We start from the raw sequence: 22,743 nt of genomic DNA, 5'->3' as shown, positions 1-22,743 counted from the left end.
GGGTGTTGACGCCGACAGCCCTCACCATGCCCTTCGTCTTCAGGTCCGAGAGGCAGCGGAACATCTCATCGTTGAGGAGGTCTGGCTTGAAGCCGTGCAACTGGAATACGTCTATGTAGTCGCATTTCAGGTTCTCGATCGATTTCTTGCAGGTACGAAGCAGCGCATCAGGCGAAAAATCAGAGTGATACAGGTCGTCGTCGGCAACAGTCGGCGCGTAGCCCACATTGCTGCCTGCCTTTGTTGACACGACAATCGAGTCCCGCGGAGCGATCCTCAGTATTTCTTTAATCGCGCGGCCGAGCCGTGGTTCAGCGTTGAAATTCGAATAGTTGCTGCCGGTGTCGAAAAAATTCACACCCTGCTTGAACGCCGACAGGATGATGTCGATGGCTTTTCGGTCAGGAAACCGCTTGTCGCCCCAGAACCCTGAACAGCCGAGGCCAATTTCCGACACTTTGATTCCAGATTCACCAAGTTCTCTGAGTTTCATCCTTTTTCCCTCCGTTAGAGGGAATTACAACTCGGACGTGCCTCAAATGTTCCCGCTCCACCCGCGTGCGGGAAGCAGCCCGTCGCGCGGGTAGCGCTGTTCCATCACCCGGACGATCTGGTCGACGAAGCGGGCGGTGGCGACCGGCAGGCTGCGGCCGCGCAATTGCCCCAGATAGATCAGGCCCGCAGGCACGTCGCGGACGTCGACCGGCCGCGTGATCACGCCGGGGATGACGCCGTTCGGCGGCAGGCCGATCGGGATCTGGAACGAGATGATGCCTTCCGCCGCGGCGTGGTTGCGCAGGAACTCGAAACTGTCCGATTCCACCACCGGCTCGAACGACATGTTGGCGCCCACCAGCGCCCGCTCGATCAGGTAGCGCACGCCATAGGACCGGGTCGGCATCGCCACCGGATAGAGCAGGCATTCCTTGAGCCGCAGCGTCTCGTGGCCGGCCAGCGGATGGCTCTCGGTCATCACCGCGTGGATCTGCTGCGGCACGGCGTGGATGGTGTGGAACTCGGCCATCCGCACCGGCTCGAACACCAGCGCCAGATCCGCCTCGAGATCGGCGATCGCCTTCTCCGCCGCCGCCCGGTCCCTCAGATAGACGCCGAAGCGGACGCCCGGATGCTGCCTGCGGTACTCGGTGATCTGCTCGGGCAGGAAATAGGGCAGCAGCGCCTGGCTGCAGGCGATCGACACATTGCCCCGGCGCACGCCCGACAGGTCGGCGATCTGCGACTTGACCCGGTCCATGTCGACGATCTGCGTGCGGATGTGGTGGATCAGCAACTCGCCCGCGCTCGACAACCGCACGCCGCGCGGCAGCCGCTCGAAGATCTGCACCCCCAGTTCCTCCTCGAGCGCCAGGATGCGCCGGTTCAGAGCCGTCGAGGTGATAGCCAGGATCTCGGCCGCGCCGCGGATCGAGCCGGTGCGCGCCACCGCGTCGACATATTCGAATGTGGTCAGGTGCCTCATGGCGCGCGCTCCGGACTGCTGCAAAAAATGCAGCACCTTGCTGCGAATATAGCAGAAGACAGTCTCAGTTCCAGTGGTGCATCGTGCCGCCACGAAGGCCGCGTGTCTTTGCTCACAGCAGGATGAGCACATCGGTTTTCCTCGGTTCTTTGAAACACAGGAGAGGCGCATGAGCATGATTTTCACTCCCACCCGCCGTACCTTCATCAAGAGCGCCGCAGCCCTTGCCGGCGCCACCGCGCTCGGCGGACTGGGCGCCGGCGCGGCCGCTGCCGCGGGCCTCACCGTGGGCTTCATCTATGTCGGGCCCAAGGACGATTTCGGCTACAACCAGGCCCACGCCGAGGGCGCGGCCGCGGTGAAGGCCATGGACGGCGTCACCGTGATCGAAGAGGAGAACGTGCCCGAAACGGTCGACTGCCAGAAGACCATGGAGAGCATGATCAATTTCGACGGCGCGACCCTGCTGTTTCCCACCTCCTTCGGCTATTTCGACCCCCATATTCTCGAAGTCGCCGCCAAGCAGCCCGATGTCCGCTTCCAGCACGCCGGCGGCATGTGGAACGCCGACAAGCATCCCAAGAATGTCGGCTCCTATTTCGGCTATATCGGCATGGGCCAGTATCTCAACGGCATCGCCGCCGCCCATGCCACCAAGACCAGGAAGATCGGCTTCGTCGCCGCCAAGCCGATCCCGCAGGTGCTGCTCAACATCAATTCCTTCCTGCTCGGCGCCCGCTCGGTCGATCCCGAGATCACCTGCCAGGTGATTTTCACCGGCGAGTGGTCGCTCGCCGTCAAGGAGGCCGAAGCCACCAATGCGCTGGCCGACCAAGGCGTCGACGTCATCACCTGTCATGTCGACGGACCCAAGGTTGTGATCGAGACCGCCGCCGGTCGCGGCGCCTTCGTCTGCGGCTACCACGCCGACCAGACTTCGCTGGCGCCGGAAAAATACCTGACCGGCGCCGAGTGGAACTGGGCCAAGGTCTACACCGACATGGTCAAGACCACGCTCGACGGCGGCACCATCGACAATTTCGTCCGCGGCGGTCTCGCCGACGGCTTCATCAAGATGAGCCCGCTCGGTCCCGCCGTGCCGGAGGCCGGCCGCAAACAGTTCGAAGCCGTCAAGGCCGAGATCCTCAAGGGCGGCTTCGCCGCCATCAAGGGGCCGCTCAAGGACAATGGCGGCAAGGTGATCGCCGAGGCCGGCCAGAGCTTCGTCGAGACCGACGTGGCGCTCGAGAGCATGGACTATCTCGTCGAAGGGGTGATCGGCTCCCTGTCCTGAGCCGGACGCCCTGCATCCACCCCAACCGGAGCCAAGCGTGACCATGACCCTGACCTCGAGCCTGAACGCCGGTCCCGCCCCGGTTGCTCCCGCAGCGGGCAGGGGGCGCTCCGCCGGCGCCCTCGATCGCCGCATCGAGGCCTTCGCCCTGCCGCTCGGCGCGCTTGTGGCGGGGCTCGCGGTGTTCGCGCTGTTCCTGATGATGGTGGGCAAGTCGCCGGCCGAGTTCTACGGCCTGGTGTTCAAGGCCGGCTTCGGCACCGCGTTCTCCTGGGAAAACACGCTTGCCCGCGCGTCGCCGCTGCTGCTCGCGGCGCTCTGCGTCGCCATTCCGGCGCGGCTCGGGCTGGTCGTCATCGGCGGGGAAGGGGCGATCGTGCTGGGCGGCGTCGCCGCCGGCGCCTTCGGCATGTATCTGACGGGTCTCGGCAGTTCTATGGGCATCCTCGGCATGGCGGTCTCGGCCATCTGCGTCGGCGGGGTCTGGATCGGCCTGGTCGGCGCGCTGCGCTACCGGCGCGGCGTCAACGAAACCATCTCGAGCCTGCTTCTCGCCTATATCGCCATCGCGCTGATGAACCATTTCGTCGAGGGACCGCTGCGCGACCCCGCAAGCCTCAACAAGCCCTCGACCGCGCCGCTCGAGGACGCCTACCGCATCGGCGCCATGCCCGGTCTCGACGTGCACGGGGGCCTCGCCGTCGGCATCCTCGCCTGCGTCTTCTCCTGGATCCTGATCGAACGCACCGCCTGGGGGTTTTCCGCCCGCATCGTCGGCGGCAACATCCGCGCGGCGCAGATCCAGGGCCTGCCGGTCGGCTGGCTGATGACCGGCTTCTGCGCGCTCGCCGGCGGCTTCGCCGGTCTCGCAGGCATGCTCGAGGTCGCCGCCGTGCACGGCTCGGCCAACGGGTCGCTCGCCGGCGGCTACGGCTACACCGGCATCCTGATCGCCTTCCTCGCACGCCACAACATGCTGGCGATCATCCCGGTGGCGGTGTTGCTGGCCGGCTTCGAGGCCTCCAGCGGCCTGATCCAGCGCCGTATGGACCTGCCCGACGCGACCATCCTGGTGCTGCAGGGCATCGTCTTCATCTCGATCCTGATCTCCGAGACATTCACCGGCCGCCTGGGCCTTTCAACCCTGTGGAGGAAGACATCATGAGCGAGACCGACCTCGGGGTCTGGACGGTGCTGATCGCCATGCTCGGCGGCGCGATCCGCGTCTCCACGCCGTACATCTTCGTGAGCCTCGGCGAATGCCTGACCGAGCGCTCCGGCCGCATCAATCTCGGGCTCGAGGGCACGCTGGTGTTCGGCGCCATGAGCGGCTACGCCATCGCCTACGAGACCGGCTCCGCCTGGGCGGGCGTTCTCGCCGCGGCCCTTGCCGGCACGCTTTTCGGCCTGTTCCACGGCTGGGTCTGTAAGCTGCCCAAGGTCAATGACATCGCCATCGGTATCGCGCTGATGCTCTTGGGCATGGGCCTCGCCTTCTTCTTCGGCAAGCCCTACATCCAGCCGGTGGCGCCCGACCTGCCGACGATCGCGCTCGGCGCCTGGTCGTCCTCGCCGCAGGTGGAGGCGGCGCTCAGGATCAACGTGCTGTTCGTCGTGGGCATCGCGCTCGCCTTCTTCATCGCCTGGATGCTGCGCTCGACCCGGATCGGCCTCGTCATCCGCGTGGTCGGCGACAGCGCCGACGCGGCCCGCGCCATGGGCATCAGCGTCGACCGCGTCCGGCTGCTGGCGACGGCGGCCGGCGGGGCGCTGGCGGGCATCGGCGGCGCCTATCTGTCGCTCTATTATCCGGGGAGCTGGAACGAGGGCGTCTCGTCCGGCCAGGGCCTGATGGCCGTGGCGCTGGTGATCTTCGCGCGCTGGAGCCCGGTCAACTGCATCTGGGCGGCGCTGCTGTTCGGGGCCGCGGGCGCGCTCGGTCCGGCGCTGCAGTCGGTGGGCGTCTCGTCGGGCTATTATCTTTCCTATGCAGCGCCTTACGTGCTCACCCTCATCCTTTTGATCGCAACCAGCTCAACCACCCGGGCCGTGCGCGGCGCGCCGGGCGAATTGAGCATCACCAAGTAGGAGCGGGCTTCATGCCGACGATCCAGTCCACCCCCTATGCCTGGCCCTACAATGGCGATCTCAGGCCCGACAACACGGCGCTGATCATCATCGACATGCAGACCGATTTCTGCGGCGAGGGCGGCTATGTGGACAGCATGGGCTATGATCTGAGCCTCACGCGCGCGCCGATCGGGCCGATCAAGGCGGTGCTCGGCGTCCTGCGCGAGAAGGGCTACCACGTCATCCACACCCGCGAGGGCCACCGCCCGGATCTCTCCGACCTGCCGCCCAACAAGCGCTGGCGCTCGCAGCAGATCGGCGCGGGCATCGGCGACGTCGGTCCCTGCGGCCGGATCCTGGTGCGCGGCGAGCCGGGTTGGGACATCATCGAGGAGCTTTCTCCGCGCGACGGCGAGCCGATCATCGACAAGCCGGGCAAGGGCAGCTTCTGCGCCACCGATCTCGAACTCCTGTTGCGCACGCGTCGGATCGAAAACCTGATACTGACCGGCATCACCACCGATGTCTGCGTGCACACCACCATGCGCGAGGCCAATGACCGCGGCTTCGAATGCGTGATGCTCGAGGACTGCTGCGGCGCCACCGACCCGGCCAACCACCAGGCCGCCGTCAACATGATTCGCATGCAGGGCGGCGTCTTCGGCGCCGTCAGCGACAGCGCCTCGCTGATCGCGGGGCTGCCGGCATGAGCGCGCCCCACGCCATCGGGGTCGAGACCCTGCACATGACCAAGCGCTTCGGCGATTTCACCGCGCTCGACGAGGTCTCGATCCGGATCGCGCCTGGCTCGTTCCACGCGCTGCTGGGCGAGAACGGCGCGGGCAAGTCGACGCTCGTCAAATGCATGATGGGCTTCTATCAGCCGACGGCGGGGCAGATGCTGATCGACGGGCGCGAGGCCGAGATCCGCAACCCCCGCGACGCCCATGCGGCGGGCCTCGGCATGGTCTACCAGCATTTCACCCTCGTGCCGTCGCTGACGGCGGCCGAGAACCTGGTGATCGCCCGCGAGGACGCGCCCGCGGTGATCGACTGGAAGAAGGAGCGCGAAGGCCTGCAGGCCTTTGTCGAGACCATGCCGTTCCGGGTGGCGCTCGACCAGCCGGTCAACCGGCTCTCGGCCGGCGAGAAGCAGAAGCTCGAACTCCTCAAGCAGCTCTATCTCGGCCGCCACTTCCTCATCCTCGACGAGCCGACCTCGGTGCTCACCCCGTCCGAGGCCGACGAACTGCTCGGCATGGTGCGCGGCCTCACAAGCGCCGGCGCGCTCACCTGCCTGATGATCACCCACAAGTTCCGCGAGGTCACCGCCTTTGCCGACGCGGTGTCGGTTCTGCGCCGCGGCGCCCATGTCGGCGGCGGCAGGGTGGGCGAGCTCACCCATGACGACATGGCGGCGATGATGATCGGCGACAAGACGCTCACCCGCTCGGCCGCCCGCGCCGGAGAGAAGGGCGATGTCGTGCTCTCGCTGGAAGGGATCTCGGCTGCCGACCGCTCTGGCCTCAAGACCATCGATGTCGACAGCCTGCACGTCGCCGCGGGCGAGGTGGTGGGCATCGCCGGCGTCTCCGGCAACGGCCAGATGGAGCTGATGGAAGTGCTGACCGGCCAGCGCCCGGTGAGCCGCGGCAGCGTCAGCGTCAAATCCGTGACCTTCCGCGGAACGAGGCGGCAGGCGCGGGAGCTCAAGGTGCGCTTCCTGCCCGAGGAGCCGCTGCAGAATGCCTGCGCCGGCCGCATGAGCGTTGCCGAGAACCTCTCCTTCCGCAGCTACGATTTGAACGGCAAGGGCACCCGGTTCTGGCTCGACCGGGCGGCCATGGGCCGGCTCGCGGTCCGTCTGGTCGACGCCTTCAAGGTCAAGACGGCGTCGATCGAAAGCCCGATCGCCTCCTTGTCGGGCGGCAATGTGCAGCGCGCGGTGCTGGCGCGCGAACTCTCCGACGAGGTCGACCTGCTGATCATTGCCAATCCCTGCTTCGGCCTCGATTTCTCCGCCGTCGCCGAAATCCGCGCCCGCATCATGGCGGCGCGCAATGCCGGCGCCGCGGTGCTGCTGATCAGTGAGGATCTGGACGAGATTCTCGAACTTTCGGACCGGGTGCTGGTGATGTCGGAAGGCCGCATTGCCTACGAGACCTCGATCGAGACTCTCGATGTGGGCGAACTCGGGCGTCACATGGCGGGGCACGCGTGATGGTGGAGATACAGGCATCGCCGTTGCCGTTCCGGCTCGATCCGGACCGCGCCGCCCTGGTGATCATCGACATGCAGCGCGATTTCGTCGAGCCCGGCGGCTTCGGCGAGACGCTCGGCAACGACGTCTCCGCCTGCCGGGCGATCGTGCCCACGGTGCGCAAGCTGCTCGACGCCTGCCGCAAGGCGGGCCTCACCATCGTGCATACCCGCGAATGCCATCGTCCCGACCTGTCCGACTGCCCGCTGGCCAAGCGCGAGCGCGGCAATCCGGGCCTGCGCATCGGCGATGAAGGCCCGATGGGGCGGATCCTGATCGCCGGCGAACCGGGGGCGGCGATCGTCGCGGAACTGGCGCCGCTGCCGGGCGAGATCGTCATCGACAAGCCGGGCAAGGGCGCGTTTTACGCCACCGATCTTGGCGACCAGCTCGGTCGGCGCGGGGTGACGCAACTGATCTTCGCTGGGGTCACCACCGAGGTCTGCGTCCAGACGACGATGCGCGAGGCCAATGACCGCGGCTACGAATGCCTGCTGATCACCGACGCCACGGAAAGCTATTTCCCGGAATTCAAGTTAGCCGCGATCGCCATGATCGTCGCCCAGGGCGGCATCGTCGGCTGGGCGGCCGCCTCGGAAGACCTGATCGGACAGCTCGCATGACCCGGCCTGTCGTGCTGCGCGACCTCCTCGCCGGCGGATGGCAGGAAGCGGTGTTCGAGCCGTTCCGCGAGGGCGTGACCATCCACCACATCCTCAGGGGCGAACCGGCGATCGCGCTGCTCAAATACCAGCCCGGGGCGCGGGTGCCCCGGCATCGCCACAGGGGACTGGAGACCATCCTCGTGCTCTCGGGCGTGCAGATCGACGACAACGGGGCCTATCCGGCGGGGACGGTGATGGCCAATCCGGAGGGCAGCGAGCACGCGGTCTGGTCGGAGACCGGCTGCGTGGTGCTGATCCAGTGGAACCGGCCCGTGCTGATTTTGGAAGAAGACCAGGGATAAGTCCGTGCTTGCAGACCTGCCGTTCACCATTGCCTCGCTGCACGCCGCCTATGGCGCCGGCGTGTCCGCGACCGAGATCGTCGCCGAATGCTACCGCCGCATCGCCACGGTTGACGATCCCGGCATCTTCATCGAGCTGTTCGACCAGGCCGACGTCCTCGAGGCCGCCGAAGCGCTGCAAGCGTTCGATCCCGCGGCAAAGCCGCTGTGGGGCGTCCCCTTCGTCATCAAGGACAATATCGACGCGGCCGGCAAGCCCACGACCGCGGCCTGCCCGGCCTTCGCCTTCACGGCGGACAGGGACGCCTTCGTCGTCGCCCGGCTGAAAGAGGCCGGGGCGCTACTGATCGGCAAGACCAATCTCGACCAGTTCGCCACCGGGCTTGTGGGCGTGCGCACGCCCTATCCCGTGCCGCGGAACGCGCTCGATCCGGCGATCGTGCCGGGCGGGTCGAGCTCCGGCTCGGCGGTGGCGGTCAGCCATGGCCTGGTGACCTTCGGCCTCGGCACCGACACCGCCGGCTCCGGCCGGGTGCCCGCCGCGCTCAACAACATCGTCGGGCTGAAGCCTACGCTCGGGGCGCTTTCGGCCTCGGGGGTGGTGCCGGCCTGCCGCACGCTCGACACGATCTCGATCTTCGCGCTCTCGGTCGATGACGCCTATGCGGTCTTCGCCGCGGCCTGCGCCTTCGACGCGGTCGACGCCTATGCGCGGCGGTTTCCGCTGGCGCCGCTCGGCCCGGCGGCTCAGGCCCTCAAAATCGGCGTGCCGTCGAAAGAGAGCATCAGCTTTTTCGGCGACGCCTGGCAAGAGGCCGCCTTCGACGCCGCCCGGAGCATGATCGAAGGGCAGGGCGGCGCCATCGTCGAGCTGGATTTCGGGCCGCTCTACGCCATCGCGCAGATGCTCTATGACGGCGCCTGGGTGGCCGAGCGCTACACCGTGGTTGAGGCTCTGCTGAAGCGGGACCCCGACGCCCTCCACCCCGTGACCCGTGCCGTCATTGCCAGGGCCGAGGGGTTTAGCGCCGCCGATGCGTTCCGCGACATGTATTGCCTCGCCGATCTCAGGCGGAAGGCCGAGCCGCTGCTCGCCGGGGTCGACATGCTCTGCGTGCCGACCATCCCGACCTTCATTTCCCTGGATGATCTCGAAGCCGACCCGATCGGCCCCAACAGCCGCCTGGGCACCTACACCAATTTCGTCAATCTGATGGATCTCTGCGCCATCGCCGTGCCGACGGGCTTGCGCGGCGACGGCCGTCCGGCAAGCGTCACGCTGATCGCCGGGGCGGGGGAGGACGCCCGCATTGCCGCGCTCGCGGCCCGCCTGCACGGCGCGGCAGGGGGTACCATGGGCGCTACCGCCTGGCCGGTTCCAACCCCGACGGAGTGTGCCACCGACGCGGCCCCCGGGGAGATCGCGCTGCTCGTCGCGGGGGCGCACATGTCGGGCCTGCCGCTCAATGGCGAACTCACAAGGCTCGGTGCGCGTTTCTTGAGGGCTGCGAGAACGGCCGGCAACTACCGGCTCTATGCGCTTGCCGGCGGCCCGCCGTTCCGCCCCGGCCTCGTCCGCTCCGAGGACGGCGCGGGGATCAACACCGAGATCTGGGCGCTGCCCCGGGCGGCATGGGGCGATTTCATCGCGGGCATTCCCGCGCCGCTCGGCATCGGCACGGTGAGGCTCGAGGACGGCGCGGACGTCAAGGGCTTCATCTGCGAAGCCTCCGCGCTCCCAGGCGCGCGCGACATCACCCGCTTCGGCGGCTGGCGCGAGTTCCTGGAGGCGGGGGCGGCGGCGGCCGGTTAGCCGCCCATTCCCCGCCTGGGGAATGTATGATCGTGAGGACCCCGCTAGTCTGGCCGGCACGATCATAGTGCCGGAAGGATCCTGTCATGAATATTCGCCCAGCGCGGTGGCTGCCCCGCCTTGGCTTCGCAGCCCTGTCTTCGCTGCTGTTCCTGGGGCAATCCCAGGCGCTGGAGCTCACGCGCAACGGCACCCGGTACCAGGTCGACGTGCCGCTGCCCGGCGGCGCCCGGTTCCAGGCATCCGGCGTCGACCGCAAGGCCACCGTCAACGGCATTTCCATCAATCTGCGCCTGATCCAAGACAGCTATTCCCACTGCACGGAGCTGGTCGAGGAACGCCGGGTCAGCGTCGGCGAGAGGGGCTATGATTCGGATGATGAAAGCGCGATCCGGACCAGGCGCGAATGCCAGTTGTATCAACGCAGCAGGGAGAGCGACGGGCAGATCGTGTCCCACTATGTCTTCATGGAGATCTGCGGCTGCTACGCCGCGGTCCATTTCTCCTATCCCTACAGGCTGGAGGACCGCTTCCAGAAGGTTTCCCCTCCGATCCTGCTGGCGCTGCGACGCGCGTCCAGCGCCAAGGCCCGTGAGACCGTCCGTACCGACGGCTTGGACGAGGACTGGATCGAGGCGATCGCGATCTTCAAGAAGAGGGGCTTTTCGGCCTCGATGGTTCACGCGCTACTGCGCGACAGCGCGCATATCAACCTGGGTCAAGGTGGCCTGCTCGAGCGTTACACCCGGCTTCTCGCCAAGACCTATGGCACCAGCGTCAAGAAGGTCATGAACGGACCGGCCCCGACCGCGACATGGGGCTATGACGTGGAAACCGGCTATCCGCTGCATGCGGCGAGCCCGCAGGATTTTGCCCGGAACCTCTCCACCTGTTACCAGACCGAAAAATTCTGGAAGTCGTGCAAGCTCAACTTCCATCAGGAGCAGGGCTGCCGCATGACCAAGGGCTGGAAGATTGCCTGCCACGCCTATGGCGATGCCGGCACCGATCCCGCCATCGGCGACCTGTGCTTCTGGGAACCGCGCGGCGATCTGCCGATGCTGGTGGGCGGCGGCTACAAGAACGAGAAATCGGTGATGCTGCCCGGCGCAAAGAAGACAGCAAAGGCGACCAAGACGAAGTCCTCCAAGAAGAAGGCCGCCCGCTCCGACGTCGCCTACTGCCCGGATGAAGGCATCGCCAGTTGGCGCGATTTCATGCGCGACTCCGTCGATCAGGGCTTCTCGGTCCCGTCCGGATTGAAGCTGTAGCCGTCGGGGGCGGGCGGCTTCGGCGATCATCGTCCGGCGGGGCCAGGAGCCCCATCGGTCCGGATTGCGCCAGGCCCCATCACACCGCCAGCACCATGGAGCCGGTCGTGCGGCTGTTTTCCAGGTCCGCATGGGCGCGGGCGGCCTCGGCCAGCGGGTAGACGGTTGGCGTGGCCAGTTGCAGGTAACCCGCCTCCACGGCCGCGAACAGCCGCTGCGACTGCATCGTCATCAGCGCCCTCGTGTCGGTGTAGTGCCCGTAATTGGGACGCGACAGGGTCACCGATCGCGAGGTCAGCGCGCCGATGTCCCGCGCTCCGATCGGACCGGACGCCTGGCCGAAACTGATGAGGTGACCGCGGATCGCCAGCGCGGCAATGGAGGCGTCGAAGCTGTCTTTGCCGATGGCGTCGTAAATGACGTCGGCGCCCTTGCCGCGCGTGATCTCCATCACCGCCTCGACGAACTCCTCTCCACGGCCGATGATCACATCATGGGCGCCCAGCCGGCGGGCAATCTGCGCCTTGTCGTGGGTGGAGACGGTGGCGATCACATGGGCGCCGATCGATCTCGCCCATTGCACGAGCAGCGAGCCGACGCCGCCCGCCGCCGCATGGATGACGAGCGTGTCGCCGGCCGTCACCCTGTGAACATCATGCAGCAGGAAACCGGCCGTCACGCCCTTGAGCAGGCTCGCGGCGGCCACATCCTCGCCGATATGCGGCGGGATCGGCATCACCAGTTCGGCGTCCATGGTGCGGCAGGCGGCATAGGACCCGACCGGGCCGCAGGCATAGGCAACCCTGTCGCCGGGGGAAAGATGGGTCACCCCGGCGCCGACCGACTCCACCGTTCCCGCGGCCTCCATGCCCGGAACGCCCGGCGGCCTGAGCAGATCGAAATATCCGGTCCGGCAATAGACGTCGATGTAGTTCACGCCGACGAAGGACTGCCGGATGCGCACCTCGCCGGGCCCGGGTGCGGGCACCTCGATCTGGCGGAACTCGAGCACTTCGGGCCCGCCGTGACGCTCCATGACGATGGCGCCGGCCTTCAGCGCCTGGCGGCCGCTGGCGGGCGCAGGCGGATCCATCCTGGCCTCGGCAGCCGCCGGAATGGCCTGGACCGGGGCGAGGGCGCTTGCGCGCTGCACCTGCGGCGCCCCGTCGGCATAAGCCTCCGATGCCGGCCTGCGCAGGGACCGCTCCAGCCCCTGCATGCCGGCCTGGTAGATCCCGTTGCCGACCAGATCGGTGAGTGCCGCGACCTGGTCCCGGGGGGCGCTGAAGGAGGATTGCCATCGCCAGAATGTCTGGCCGGTGTCCGTCACCGGGCGAAGCCTGATCGTCGCGACATAGCCGAACAGCGGCAGCGGCGCCTCCAGCAGGCAGTAGGTGAGTTCGTGATCGCGGTCATTCAGGCGCAGCAACTGCTCCCTGAGCCGGCCGCCATCGGCGAGCGAAAACGCCCGCACCGCCCCGACCGTGTCCGGCGGCAGCCCGTCCTCGATTTCGCTGGCGGCGATGGCGGGATGCCAGCGGTCATGGCTGTTGAAATCGCGCAGCACGCGCCACGCGTCCTCGAGAGGCACGTCGATGACACCGGAGCGGAGGACGCGGACCATTGCTCACCGGCCTCGCGGGCTGTGGTCTCGACCGGTCACGGCGCCCGTGCGCGGCATCACCGCTGCGCCATCTTCAGCTTGAGCGCGTCGAACGACGCCTTGAACACGTTGACGCCGATCTGGTGCGTCAACTGCGGTTCCATCTGCGCAGCGCAGTCGAAGTCCGCCTGCCACTCCGCGAAGGTCGCATTGCTGTCGGTGACCGGGGTCAGCGACAGCTTGGCGATGTAGTTCTCGACCGCCATCGGGCTTTCGAGGATCGAATAGGTGCAGCTCATCTCGTAATCGGAGAGACCCAGAAGCTGTTCGCGGATGCGACCGCCGTCCTTGAGGACGAAGTTGCGGATGCAGCCGACCCTGTCGGACGGCTGGTTCTGCTCGATCCGGCTGTCGGCGACGAACGGGGTCCAGCGCGGCAGCGCGTTGAAGTCGCGCACCAGACCCCAGACCGTCGCTGCCGGCGCCGGGATGACCGCGGAGACATAGACTGTGGTCATCGTGCTGCCTCAGCGATCCCGGTCATCATCGTCGGACGGCTTGTCCGCTTTCCTGCCTTCGGCCTTCTGCACCAGCGAGGTCATGTCCTTGGCGTCGCGCAGCACGTCGGTCATGCGGCCGATCGAGCCGCCCTCGATGCCGATCTCCTTCATCAGATTGTCGATCATCGGCGCCTGGACCCGGTAGCGCAGGGCGGAATCGATCACCTCGTCGGTGACATTCCTGCGGCCGCCGTCGCCGCCGCCCTGCATGCCGTCGACATGCAGGATCTTGATGCCTTCGATTTTTTCCATCGGCTTGACGCTTTCGCGGACGATCCCCTCGATCTTGTCGAGCAGCTTCTCGCGGATGCGGGCCTGCCGGGCGGGCTCGGAGAGCGCGTTCTCGGAATCGTTGAGCGCCCGGCGTCCGGCCGCATCCACCTGATACCGCTCCGCAGCGGCGAGGGCCGAAATCTTCTCGGCCTCGGCGTTGGCGACGGCGGCGATCTTCTGCGCCTCGGCCAGGCTCTTGGCGGCCTTCATCTGCGCGTCGGCCTTCGCCGTCACGCGCAGGGCATCGGTCTCCGTCTCGCGCTGGGTGGCGATGATCTCGGTCAGCTTGCGGCGCTCGGCGATTTCGGTTTCGCGGGTGGTCAGGGTCTGCTCCTCGGCCTGGATGGCCTTGCCGCGGACCGCGGCGGCGGCGGCGAGAGCCGAGGACCGTTCCTGCGACTTCTTCGCCAGCTCGATCGCCTTTTCCATTTCCGCCATCTCGACGAAGCGGTCGCGGCTGACGCGGGCGGCGCGGATCTCGCGCTCGTTGAGGATGGTCGCTTCCGCGATCGCGCGGTCGGCGGCCAGGCGCGCCCGCTCGACTTCCTCGCCCATGGCGATCTCGGCCTCCTCGAAGGCCTGCCGCTTCGAGATCTGCAATTCGTCGAGCCGGCGCTCGCGCTCGGTGCGGACTTCGTCGAGCGCGCGGTCCTGGGCGATGCGCTCGGCTTCGCTCAGTTGCGCCTGGACGATGTCGTTGCGCTTCTTCTCGGCCTCGGCCGTGGCCAGTTCCACCGCCTTGCCGGCGACGGCGATCTGGCGTTCGAGCGCATAGATCTCGACCGCCTTTTCACGGGCGATTTCCAGTTCCCGCTGTTCGAGATCGCGTCTGATCCGGGCTTTCTCGAGCTCGAGTTCCAGCGCGATTTCCTCGCGTTCGGTCTTCTCGCGGCTCTTCATCTCGGCTTCGTCGATGGTCCGCCGGCGGGCGATTTCGCGACGCTGGGTTTCCTCTTCGGACTTGATCCGCTCGTCGGTGATCGCGCGCTCCTGGGCCAGGCGCGATTTTTCGATGGCTTCTCGCGAAGCAAGCTGGGCCTGCTCGGACTCCTGGTCGCGCAGGGCGCGTTCGCGCACCAGTTCGGTGCGCTGCGCCGCGCGGCGGACCTCCAGCTCGCGTTCCTGCTCGAGGCGCGCATATTCCTGGTCGCGGTCGATGTCATAGACCTGCTTCTGGGCGATCAGGTTCTGGTTGCGGATTTCCACGAGCGTGCGCTGTTCGATCTCGTTGCGCATCTTGCGGCGGGATTCGATGGATTCGGTGATCTGGGTCAGGCCATCGGCGTCAAAGGCGTTCGACGGATCGAAATATTCAAGCCCGGTCTGGTCGAGGTCGACGACGGCCACGGATTCGAGATCCAGCCCGTTATGGGCGAGCGATTCGGCTGCGAGGTCGCGCACGGCGGCTGCGAATTCGCCGCGTTGCTCGTGCATGTCCTCGAGCGCCATGCGCGCGGCCACGGTGCGCATCGACGAGGCGAACTTGCCCTCGAGCAGCGTGCGCAGCCCGTCTTCCTGCATGGTGCGGCGGCCAAGCGTCTGGGCGGCGGAGGCAACGGCCTGCCGGGAAGAGCCGACCCGGACGAAGAATTCGGCGGAGATGTCGACGCGCATGCGGTTCCTGGTGATCAGCGCGCGGTCGTTCTCGCGCTTCACCTCGATGCGGATGACATTCATGTTCACGGGGGTGATTTCGTGCAGGACGGGGATCACGAAGGCGCCGCCGTTGATCACCACCTTCTCGCCCAGGAAGCCGGTGCGCACGAAGGCGATTTCCTTGGTGGACCTGCGGTAGAGCCACCTGAGGATATAGACCGCGATGACGACTGCGATTGCAAAGCCGATGAGCCACAGCAATGCCGTTCCAAGCATTTCGCCAGACATTTTTCATTCCTCCCTGTATTCCGGGCGCTTCCGGCGCGTTGCCTAGAAGGTGACCGCCTTGAATTTGCGTGTTTGTTCCGTCAGCGCCTGCTCCGTGGGCAGCCGCTCCATCGATGACGCCCCGTAAAAACCGTGGCAATTGCGGCTGCGGTTGAGCACGAAGCTGGCGTCGTCCGGCGACGAGACCGGCCCGCCATGGACCAGCACGATCGCATCCTTGTTGACCTTCAGCGCGGCCTCCGACCAGGCGTCGACCAGCGCCGGGCAGTCCTCGAGCTTGAGCGACGTCTCCGCGCCGATCGAGCCGCCGGTGGTCAGGCCCAGGTGGCAGACGATGATGTCGGCGCCGGCCCTGGCCATGGCCGCGGCGTCGTCCTCGCAGAAGACATAGGGCGTGGTCAGCATGTCGAGCCGGTGGGCCGCCGCGATCATGTCGACCTCGAGCCCGTAGGACATGCCGGTTTCTTCGAGATTGGCGCGGAAGGTGCCGTCGATCAGGCCGACCGTGGGGAAGTTCTGCACGCCCGCAAAGCCGAGATCCTTGAGGTCCCCCAGGAACTTGTCGAAGATGCAGAACGGATCGGTGCCGTTGACGCCGGCCAGAACCGGCGTGTGCCTGACCACGGGAAGGATTTCCCGCGCCATCTCGACCACCACGTCATTGGCGTTGCCATAGGCCATCAGGCCCGACAGCGAGCCGCGCCCGGCCATGCGGTAGCGTCCCGAATTGTAGATGACGATCAGGTCGATCCCGCCCTGTTCCTCGCATTTGGCCGACAGGCCGGTTCCCGCGCCGCCGCCGATGATCGGCACGCGATCGCGTTTCATCTGCTGGAACCGCTCCATCAGTTGCTTGCGCTCAAATCTGGCCACTACGCAGTTCTCCTCAGCGGGGTCGAAATCGATCTGAAGGCGCCTGCCACGGCCGTGGAAAACGCCTCGTCATTGATGTTGGCGTTGACGCGGACGATCTTGCGCCGCGCGGTCTGGCGCACCGTGGCTTCGAGCGCGTCGAACAGCGCCTTGTCGGCCGCGGGGTCGTGGAACGGGCCGCCCGGCCGGTCGAGGATGGAGACGCCGCCCTCGGGAATGAGGAAGATCGCTGGCCCTTCCATCAGGTTCATGCGGCTTCCGATCCATTCGCCCATGGCCCGGTTTTCCTCCGCCGTGGTGCGCATCAGCGTGACGGCGGGATTGTGGATGACGAAGTTGCGGCCGTTGAACCGGTCGGGCACAGTCGCGCGCGCGCCGAAATTGCACATGTCCAGCGCCCCGGCCGAGCCGACCCAGGGCAGGCCGGTCTCGATCGCCGCGCCGAAGCGGTTCGCATCCGCCGGGAACACGCCGCCCACGATCATGTCGGCCACTTCCGTGGTGGTGAGGTCGACAAATCCGGCCAGCATGCCGGAATGGCCGAGCGCCTCCATGGCGCGGCCGCCGGTTCCGGTGGCGTGAAACACGAGGCAGTCGTAATCGGGCTCCAGGATCTTCTGCACCGCCTGGACGCCGACCGTGGTGACGCCGAACATGGTCATGCCGATCGCCGGCCGCGCCGCCGCGCGTTTGGCCATCATCTCCGGCCCGCTCGGCAGCCGCGCGATCATGCCTGCCAGCGCATGGGCGGCGTTGGCGAGCACCCGCTCGGTGATCTGGTTGAGGCCCTGCACGTCGGCCACGGAATGGAACATGTTGATGTCGGTGGAGCCGACAAAGGGCGCCGTGTCGCCGGAGGCGAGCGTCGAGACCATGATCTTGGGAATGCCCACCGGCAGGACCCGCATGCCCGCGGTCGCAAGCGAGGTGCCGCCGGAACCGCCGGCGGAAATGACGCCGCCGATGCCGGTCTCGCGTCCGATCCACCGGGCGAAGGCCTCCGCCATGGCCGTGACCGACTGGCCGCGATCGGTGCCGAACACCGCGCTGGTGCCGCCGGGATGCATCGACGCCACCTGCATCGGCGTGACGTCGCACCGCGATGGTTTGCCCGACGTTGACAGGTCGACGGTCTTCACCGGAATGCCAACCGATTTCAGGCAGTCGCGGATGAAGCGCAACTCCTCGCCCTTGGTGTCGAAGGTTCCGGCGATCAGCGCCGTCTTGCCGATCCGTTCGGACAGCGGCAGGGCAAAAACCTTGTCGATCGCCTTCTCCGGCTGCTGTTCGCGATACGCCGTGTCGCGGAGGCTGGTGGGCGGCAGGTTCCAGCGGTTGGGCAGCGAGTCCTGGATGCGGAAATTGCCGCTGCTCAGCGACTGCGGATCCTGCTGTGCCCCGCCGCGCTGCACCGCATAGACCTGCGCCAGCAGTTCGCGCGCGGCCGGCCCGTCCTCGGGTTGCTCGGGGGCGATGTCGTCGCTGTGGCGGCCGACGCCGAGCAGCCGCTGTTGCAGGTCGCGGTCTGCAGCGAGCGCCCGGGAGTCCATGATCCGGTTGATGCGGCCATTGACCATGATCGCCACGGTGTCGGACACCGCCGTCGCCACGCCGATGTTCTGTTCGATCACCAGGATCGCCATGTCGCCCTCGTGGCCGAGCATGGACAGCATCCCGGCCACCTGGTCGACGATCACGGGCGCCAGCCCCTCGGTCGGCTCGTCCATCACCAGCAGCCGGGGATTGGCCAGCAGCGCGCGCGAGATCGCCAGCATCTGCTGCTCGCCGCCCGAAAGCTGGGAGCCGCCATTGCCGCGCCGCTCGGCAAGCCTCGGGAAGGTCTGGTAGATGCGGTCGAGGGTCCAGGCCGCCTCCTGGTCCTTCGACGCCACAAGCCGCAGGTGTTCGTCGACCGACAGGCTCGGCCACACCCGCCGTCCCTGCGGCACATAGGCGATGCCGGCCGCATGGATCTTGTGCGGCTCGAGCCGGGAGATCTCGCGGCCGTAGACGCGGATCGAGCCGGAGCGGGCCTGCTTGAGGCCGGTGATGGTGTTGCACAGCGTCGTCTTGCCCATGCCGTTGCGGCCGACGACGCTCATCACGCCGCTCTCGAGCCTGAGCGACACGCCTTGGACGACATGGGCTTCGCCGTAATAGACGTGCAGGTCGTCGATCGTCAGCGCCGCCTTGGGCGCTCCGGCCTTGGGCTCAGCCATGCCCGCCTCCCAGGTAGATTTCCTGCACCATCGGGTCGTTTTCGATCTCTTCGGGCGTGCCTTCCTTGAACAGCCGGCCATTGTGCATCATCGAGACATATTCGGACACGCGCAGCGCCACATCGAGGTCATGCTCGATGATGATGTAGCCGATGTATTTCGGCAAAGCGTTGAGGATGGCCACGAGGTCGCGGCGTTCGGTCGGCGACAACCCGGCGGCGGGCTCGTCGAACAGGATGAAGCGCGGCGCGCCGGCGAGCGCCAGGGCGATTTCCAATTGCCGCTGCTGGCCATGGGAGAGGGTGCCGACAAGCTTGTCGCGATCGGCGTCGAGATGCACCACATGCATGATGGATTCGGCCTGCGCCATGTTGGGGTCGGACAGAGACGGGCGCAGCAGCGAGAAGCGCCGGCGCGACACGCCGCGGCAGGCGAGATAGATCGAATCCAGCACCGACAGGTTGGTGAACAATTGCGAGATCTGGTAGGTGCGGCGCAGGCCGCGGCGGATCCGCTCGTGCGGCGCGAGCGCGGTGATGTCCTCGCCGAAAAAGCGGATGCGCCCGGCGGTGGGCAGGAAGTCGCCGGTGACGGCGTTGAACAGCGTCGTCTTTCCCGCGCCATTCGAGCCGAGGACCGCGCGCCGTTCGCCGGGCGCGATCCTCATGGTGATGCCGGTCAGGGCGACCAGTGCGCCAAAATGGCGAGCCACGCCGTCAAGCTCCAGCGCGTGGGCGCCGGTTCCCTGCAAACGTGAGGCTGCAACATTGTGTTCCACTGGTCTTGTCCCTGACAGGTTGACTTATTCGCAGCTCGGGTTGTCGCGGCTGACCGCGCCGAGCGCGCGGAATTCAGCCTCGTCGATGCCGAGCGTCTGGTTCACCTGCTGGACGGTCTGGATCATCTTGTTGACCAGGTTGCCGTCCGCATCTTCGGTGACTTCGGTCAGGTAGATGTCGGCGATCGCATTGCGATTGGCATCAAGCGAGACCTTGCCGGTCGGTGTGTCGAAGGACAGCTTGGCCAATGCTTCGCGGTACTTCTTGCCACCATCGGAGAGATCGCCGCCGACTTCATCGAGCGCCAGGATCGCCGCCTTCATGCCGATGTAATAGGCATGCGCGAACAGCGACGGCGAGGGGAAGGCGCCGGGCTGCTTCTTGTAGGCTTCGACGAAGTCCTTCCAGGCCTGCGAGTCATTGGTGTCGGCCGTCGGACCTGCCGCGGGCGTGCCGATGAGCACGTCGCGCAGCTTGCCCTTCGAGGTCAGCACCGTCTGGTCGACGGTGATGGAACCGCCGATCAGCGGAGCCTGGCCGCCCGACTGCTGGTACTGGCTCAGGAAGTTGACCGCGTCAGCCCCGCCAAGCGCGACATAGATCGCGTCGACGTCGTCGGGAATGGCGGCGATGACCGACGAGTAGTCCTTGTTGCCGATCGGCACCCAGGATTTCGACGGGACCTTGCCGCCGGCCTTGCAGAACTCGGCCATGAAGCCGAACACCTGCGTGTAGGGGAAGGAGTAGTCTTCCGCCACGGTTGCGACGGTCTTGTAGCCCTTGTCGTTGTAGGCGTAGGTCCCGAGACCGGCCATCCACTGGGCGCCGTCGGTGGAGAAGCGGAAGAAGTTTTCCGCGGGCTCGCGGAACGTGGTGTCCTGTGCGGCCGATGAGCCGTTGATGAAGGTCACGTCCGGCTGGGTCTTGGCATATTCCTTGACGGCGATGCCTTCGTCGCCCGACAGCGGGCCGACCAGGATCTTGACGCCATCCTGTTCCACCAGCTTGCGGGCTGCGCGAACGGCGCTGTCAGGGGACGCATCCGACGAGCCCTTGACGATCTCGATGTCCATGCCGGCAGCCTTGCTGCCGAACTCGTCAACGGCGGTCATCGCGCCGCGCTCGCCGTCCTCACCGAGTACGGTGAAGGCGCCTTCGAAGGTGGCGAGCAGGCCGATTTTCACGGTTTCGGCCTGCGCCATGGTGATGGATGGGGCGACCAGTCCCGTGGCCAGCGCCAGTGCCAGCATGGTCCGTCTGGTAATGCTCATGTAGTCCTCCCTATGATCCTCAACAGTTACACTCCCGTACCGTCCGGCCGCGAGTGCCAGCCATCCCGGTCCTGGGATGGCTTGAACCGTTCCCAGAGCCCGAGAATTCCATCCGGCGACACGAACACGATCACCAGAAAAAAGAGACCGATCAATGTGTTGAAGCGTTCAGCTCCGACAATATCGATGGCGAATGTCTGCATCAGCACGACCACGACCGCGCCCAGGAACGGGCCGATCGGGTGGCGAAGCCCGCCGATGATGGCGATGATGAGAATGTTGATGGCCGGCCCGACCGCGATCGTGCCCGGCGAAATGCGGCCGTTGAACCAGGCCAGCAGCACGCCCGCCGTGCCGGCGATGAGGCCTGAGAGAAACCAGGCGAACACCTTGTGGGCGGTGACGTCGTAGCCGATCGCCCGCATCCGCCGCGGATTGTCGCGGATCGCCTGCAGAGTCAGCCCGAAGGTCGAGCGCGACCCGTAAAGGACGGCGGCATAGGCGAGCGCCGCGCAGGCCAGGCAGAGATAGTAGAACGGCCTCGGCTCGCGCCAGTAGAGGCCGAAGGCTTCCGGCGCGCGCAGGCCGCTGTAGCCGGGAAAGCCGTTGAACAGCGTGTAGTTCTGCTGGGCGAAATAGAACGACGCCGTGGCGATCGCCAGCGTGATCATGATGGTGTAGATGCCCTCGGTCCTGACCGCGATCCAGCCGAACATCGCCGAGAACAGCGCCGCCAGGAAAATTCCGAAGGGGGCCGCGATCCACCAGGGCCAGCCGAAGCCGTGGACGTTGGAATTGTTCTCGCCGAAGATGGCGATGACATAGGCGGCGACGCCGGCGATGGTGATCTGCGCCAGGCTCACCATGCCGCCATAGCCGGCGAGCAGCATCAGCGACAGGGCGATCATGCCGAGGATCATCGAATAGCCGCCGATGGTGGTGAGGAAGAAGTCGGAGGCGATGAGCGGATAGAGGAGCAGGAAGGCACCGAGCAGGACGTGGCCGATGCCCAGCCTCTCGAACCAGCTCTTCCGGACCGGCGCGGCGGGTGTGAAGGCGGCGAGCGTCATAGGCTTCTCCCCATGATGCCCTGGGGCCGGACCGCGAGGACGACGACCATGATGACGAAGGTCAGCACCACGCCGTAGGTGGGGAAATAGACAAGGCCGATCTGCTCGGCGAGGCCAATGATCAGCGCGCCGATGGCGGCGCCGGTGATGGAACCCATGCCGCCGACGATCACCACTACCAGCGAGGCCAGCAGGTAGCGCACGTCCTCGCCCGGCGCCACCGACAGCGCCGAACCGCCGACCACGCCCGCAAGTCCCGCCAGGCCAGCGCCGAGCGCGAAGACGAAGGCGAAGATGACATGGACATTGGCGCCCGACGCCGACAGCATCTCGCGATCATCCACGCCGGCGCGGATCATCATGCCGATGCGGGTCCGGTTGAGCATCAGCCAGAGGCCGATGCCGATGACGATGGCCACGAGCAACACCACGAGCCGGTAGAACGGGTAGGTGAGGAACACCGCCGCGCCGTTGGAGCGGTAGGCCGTGACGAACGGCGTCTTCACCGCGCCGTCGAGCCATTCCGGCACCAGGATCTGATAGGTGGCCCCGGTCCAGCCGGCGAGCATCAGGTCGGCGGCGACGATGGAAATGCCGATCGTCACCAGCGTCTGGCGCAGATCGTCGCCTTCGAGCCTGCGGAACACCAGCACCTGCATGACCAGGCCGATCACGGCCATCACCACGAAACCGGCGACCACGCCGAGCAGCCAGTAGCCGCTCCAGGTGGCGACCTCGTAGCCGATATAGGCGCCGAGCAGATAGAGCGAGCCGTGCGCCAGGTTGACGTTGCGCATCAGCCCGAAGACGAGCGTGAAGCCGCTCGCCACCAGGAAATACAGCCCCGCCAGCGTCAGCCCGTTCAGGATCGCGCTCAGGAACGCCTTCTTGGAGAGAAGGATGGCGTCGAGCCAGTCCGGCCACTGGGCGAAGAACAGCCAGAGCAGCAGGGCTGCGGCAAACAGCGCCACCACGCCCCAGCCCTGGCCGCGTGTCAGGCCGGGACTGGGGGCGAAGGGATCGCGATCGGTGCTGCCGGGCTGGCTCATCGGGATG

20 protein-coding genes are annotated in these 22,743 nt (G+C 66.6%); 9 read left to right on the top strand and 11 right to left on the bottom strand.

All coding sequences use genetic code 11. The features are described 5' to 3' along the window. Both LL06_RS19990 and LL06_RS19985 read right to left on the bottom strand, forming a co-directional pair. The coding region (locus tag LL06_RS19990; RefSeq protein ID WP_035530906.1) for an aldo/keto reductase at positions 1 to 493 on the bottom strand (493 nt) is incomplete at its 3' end. A 42-nt stretch (positions 494 to 535) separates the two neighbouring features. Continuing rightward, a complete protein-coding gene (locus tag LL06_RS19985; protein ID WP_052161757.1) occupies positions 536 to 1,480 on the bottom strand; it encodes a LysR family transcriptional regulator in 945 nt (314 codons plus the stop codon). Between the two features lie 169 nt (positions 1,481 to 1,649). Here LL06_RS19985 and LL06_RS19980 point away from each other — a divergent pair, with 169 nt between their 5' ends. The 9 genes from LL06_RS19980 (at position 1,650) to LL06_RS19940 (ending at position 11,155) form a co-directional block, all read left to right on the top strand. Beyond that, a complete protein-coding gene (locus LL06_RS19980; RefSeq protein WP_035530892.1) occupies positions 1,650 to 2,774 on the top strand; it encodes a BMP family ABC transporter substrate-binding protein in 1,125 nt (374 codons plus the stop codon). 43 nt (positions 2,775 to 2,817) lie between these two features. Then, complete coding sequence (locus tag LL06_RS19975) at positions 2,818 to 3,939, top strand: ABC transporter permease (RefSeq protein ID WP_035530889.1); 1,122 nt, start codon at positions 2,818 to 2,820, stop codon at positions 3,937 to 3,939. After that, entirely contained in the window at positions 3,936 to 4,862 is a 927-nt protein-coding gene (locus LL06_RS19970) for an ABC transporter permease (protein WP_035530888.1), read from the top strand. Before LL06_RS19975 ends, LL06_RS19970 begins: the two co-directional genes overlap by 4 nt. 11 nt (positions 4,863 to 4,873) lie before the next feature. Next, on the top strand, positions 4,874 to 5,554 hold the full coding sequence (locus LL06_RS19965; RefSeq protein ID WP_035530886.1) for an isochorismatase family cysteine hydrolase: 681 nt from the start codon (positions 4,874 to 4,876) through the stop codon (positions 5,552 to 5,554). After that, complete coding sequence (locus LL06_RS19960; protein ID WP_035530884.1) at positions 5,551 to 7,065, top strand: ABC transporter ATP-binding protein; 1,515 nt, start codon at positions 5,551 to 5,553, stop codon at positions 7,063 to 7,065. The genes LL06_RS19965 and LL06_RS19960 overlap by 4 nt, the downstream gene beginning before the upstream one ends. Beyond that, a complete protein-coding gene (locus LL06_RS19955) occupies positions 7,065 to 7,727 on the top strand; it encodes a cysteine hydrolase (protein WP_035530882.1) in 663 nt (220 codons plus the stop codon). Before LL06_RS19960 ends, LL06_RS19955 begins: the two co-directional genes overlap by 1 nt. Continuing rightward, on the top strand, positions 7,724 to 8,071 hold the full coding sequence (locus LL06_RS19950; RefSeq protein WP_035530880.1) for a cupin domain-containing protein: 348 nt from the start codon (positions 7,724 to 7,726) through the stop codon (positions 8,069 to 8,071). Before LL06_RS19955 ends, LL06_RS19950 begins: the two co-directional genes overlap by 4 nt. 4 nt (positions 8,072 to 8,075) lie before the next feature. Further along, the gene (gene atzF, locus LL06_RS19945) at positions 8,076 to 9,884 is read left to right on the top strand and encodes an allophanate hydrolase (protein ID WP_035530878.1); all 1,809 of its coding nucleotides are present in this window, start codon (positions 8,076 to 8,078) and stop codon (positions 9,882 to 9,884) included. An 86-nt stretch (positions 9,885 to 9,970) separates the two neighbouring features. Further along, a complete protein-coding gene (locus tag LL06_RS19940) occupies positions 9,971 to 11,155 on the top strand; it encodes a hypothetical protein (RefSeq protein WP_035530876.1) in 1,185 nt (394 codons plus the stop codon). A 79-nt stretch (positions 11,156 to 11,234) separates the two neighbouring features. Here LL06_RS19940 and LL06_RS28085 read toward each other — a convergent pair whose 3' ends face one another. Genes LL06_RS28085 through LL06_RS19895 form a run of 9 tightly spaced genes read right to left on the bottom strand, consistent with a single transcriptional unit; the run spans position 11,235 to position 22,736 of the window. After that, complete coding sequence (locus LL06_RS28085) at positions 11,235 to 12,779, bottom strand: zinc-binding dehydrogenase (protein ID WP_052161756.1); 1,545 nt, start codon at positions 12,777 to 12,779, stop codon at positions 11,235 to 11,237. 56 nt (positions 12,780 to 12,835) lie between these two features. Then, positions 12,836 to 13,276, bottom strand: coding sequence for an SRPBCC family protein (locus tag LL06_RS19930; protein ID WP_035530873.1), 441 nt, complete (start codon positions 13,274 to 13,276; stop codon positions 12,836 to 12,838). A gap of 9 nt (positions 13,277 to 13,285) precedes the next feature. Continuing rightward, complete coding sequence (locus tag LL06_RS19925) at positions 13,286 to 15,475, bottom strand: flotillin family protein (protein ID WP_081964095.1); 2,190 nt, start codon at positions 15,473 to 15,475, stop codon at positions 13,286 to 13,288. Positions 15,476 to 15,517: 42 nt separating this feature from the next. Beyond that, entirely contained in the window at positions 15,518 to 16,348 is an 831-nt protein-coding gene (locus LL06_RS19920; protein ID WP_035530870.1) for a phosphoenolpyruvate hydrolase family protein, read from the bottom strand. Then, positions 16,348 to 18,567: an ABC transporter permease gene (locus tag LL06_RS19915; protein WP_035530868.1), complete on the bottom strand. Its 2,220-nt coding sequence runs from the start codon at positions 18,565 to 18,567 to the stop codon at positions 16,348 to 16,350. The genes LL06_RS19920 and LL06_RS19915 overlap by 1 nt, the downstream gene beginning before the upstream one ends. After that, a complete protein-coding gene (locus LL06_RS19910) occupies positions 18,560 to 19,345 on the bottom strand; it encodes an ABC transporter ATP-binding protein (RefSeq protein WP_035530866.1) in 786 nt (261 codons plus the stop codon). The genes LL06_RS19915 and LL06_RS19910 overlap by 8 nt, the downstream gene beginning before the upstream one ends. Before the next feature lie 24 nt (positions 19,346 to 19,369). Beyond that, positions 19,370 to 20,617, bottom strand: coding sequence for an ABC transporter substrate-binding protein (locus LL06_RS19905; RefSeq protein WP_035530864.1), 1,248 nt, complete (start codon positions 20,615 to 20,617; stop codon positions 19,370 to 19,372). 26 nt (positions 20,618 to 20,643) lie between these two features. Further along, on the bottom strand, positions 20,644 to 21,687 hold the full coding sequence (locus LL06_RS19900; RefSeq protein WP_035530862.1) for a branched-chain amino acid ABC transporter permease: 1,044 nt from the start codon (positions 21,685 to 21,687) through the stop codon (positions 20,644 to 20,646). Next, positions 21,684 to 22,736: a branched-chain amino acid ABC transporter permease gene (locus LL06_RS19895; protein ID WP_081964094.1), complete on the bottom strand. Its 1,053-nt coding sequence runs from the start codon at positions 22,734 to 22,736 to the stop codon at positions 21,684 to 21,686. Before LL06_RS19895 ends, LL06_RS19900 begins: the two co-directional genes overlap by 4 nt. Positions 22,737 to 22,743 lie beyond the last annotated feature (7 nt).

It is taken from the genome of Hoeflea sp. BAL378 (genome assembly GCF_000759435.1).
In the GTDB taxonomy this organism is placed as follows: domain Bacteria; phylum Pseudomonadota; class Alphaproteobacteria; order Rhizobiales; family Rhizobiaceae; genus Hoeflea.
The sequence above is the reverse complement of the archived record's forward strand: the minus strand, read 5'-3'. Positions and strand labels throughout refer to the sequence as shown.

What these genes read in the sequence shown, in the direction of transcription:
- LL06_RS19970 (WP_035530888.1), top strand. Translation starts at nt 3,936, where the DNA reads ATGAGCGAGACCGACCTCGGGGTCTGGACGGTGCTGATCGCCATGCTC.
- LL06_RS19900 (WP_035530862.1), bottom strand. Translation starts at nt 21,687, where the DNA reads ATGACGCTCGCCGCCTTCACACCCGCCGCGCCGGTCCGGAAGAGCTGG.
- LL06_RS19980 (WP_035530892.1), top strand. Translation starts at nt 1,650, where the DNA reads ATGAGCATGATTTTCACTCCCACCCGCCGTACCTTCATCAAGAGCGCC.
- LL06_RS19895 (WP_081964094.1), bottom strand. Translation starts at nt 22,736, where the DNA reads ATGAGCCAGCCCGGCAGCACCGATCGCGATCCCTTCGCCCCCAGTCCC.
- LL06_RS28085 (WP_052161756.1), bottom strand. Translation starts at nt 12,779, where the DNA reads ATGGTCCGCGTCCTCCGCTCCGGTGTCATCGACGTGCCTCTCGAGGAC.
- LL06_RS19955 (WP_035530882.1), top strand. Translation starts at nt 7,065, where the DNA reads ATGGTGGAGATACAGGCATCGCCGTTGCCGTTCCGGCTCGATCCGGAC.
- LL06_RS19975 (WP_035530889.1), top strand. Translation starts at nt 2,818, where the DNA reads ATGACCCTGACCTCGAGCCTGAACGCCGGTCCCGCCCCGGTTGCTCCC.
- LL06_RS19985 (WP_052161757.1), bottom strand. Translation starts at nt 1,480, where the DNA reads ATGAGGCACCTGACCACATTCGAATATGTCGACGCGGTGGCGCGCACC.
- LL06_RS19925 (WP_081964095.1), bottom strand. Translation starts at nt 15,475, where the DNA reads ATGTCTGGCGAAATGCTTGGAACGGCATTGCTGTGGCTCATCGGCTTT.
- LL06_RS19915 (WP_035530868.1), bottom strand. Translation starts at nt 18,567, where the DNA reads ATGGCTGAGCCCAAGGCCGGAGCGCCCAAGGCGGCGCTGACGATCGAC.
- LL06_RS19965 (WP_035530886.1), top strand. Translation starts at nt 4,874, where the DNA reads ATGCCGACGATCCAGTCCACCCCCTATGCCTGGCCCTACAATGGCGAT.
- LL06_RS19940 (WP_035530876.1), top strand. Translation starts at nt 9,971, where the DNA reads ATGAATATTCGCCCAGCGCGGTGGCTGCCCCGCCTTGGCTTCGCAGCC.
- LL06_RS19905 (WP_035530864.1), bottom strand. Translation starts at nt 20,617, where the DNA reads ATGAGCATTACCAGACGGACCATGCTGGCACTGGCGCTGGCCACGGGA.
- LL06_RS19960 (WP_035530884.1), top strand. Translation starts at nt 5,551, where the DNA reads ATGAGCGCGCCCCACGCCATCGGGGTCGAGACCCTGCACATGACCAAG.
- LL06_RS19950 (WP_035530880.1), top strand. Translation starts at nt 7,724, where the DNA reads ATGACCCGGCCTGTCGTGCTGCGCGACCTCCTCGCCGGCGGATGGCAG.
- LL06_RS19930 (WP_035530873.1), bottom strand. Translation starts at nt 13,276, where the DNA reads ATGACCACAGTCTATGTCTCCGCGGTCATCCCGGCGCCGGCAGCGACG.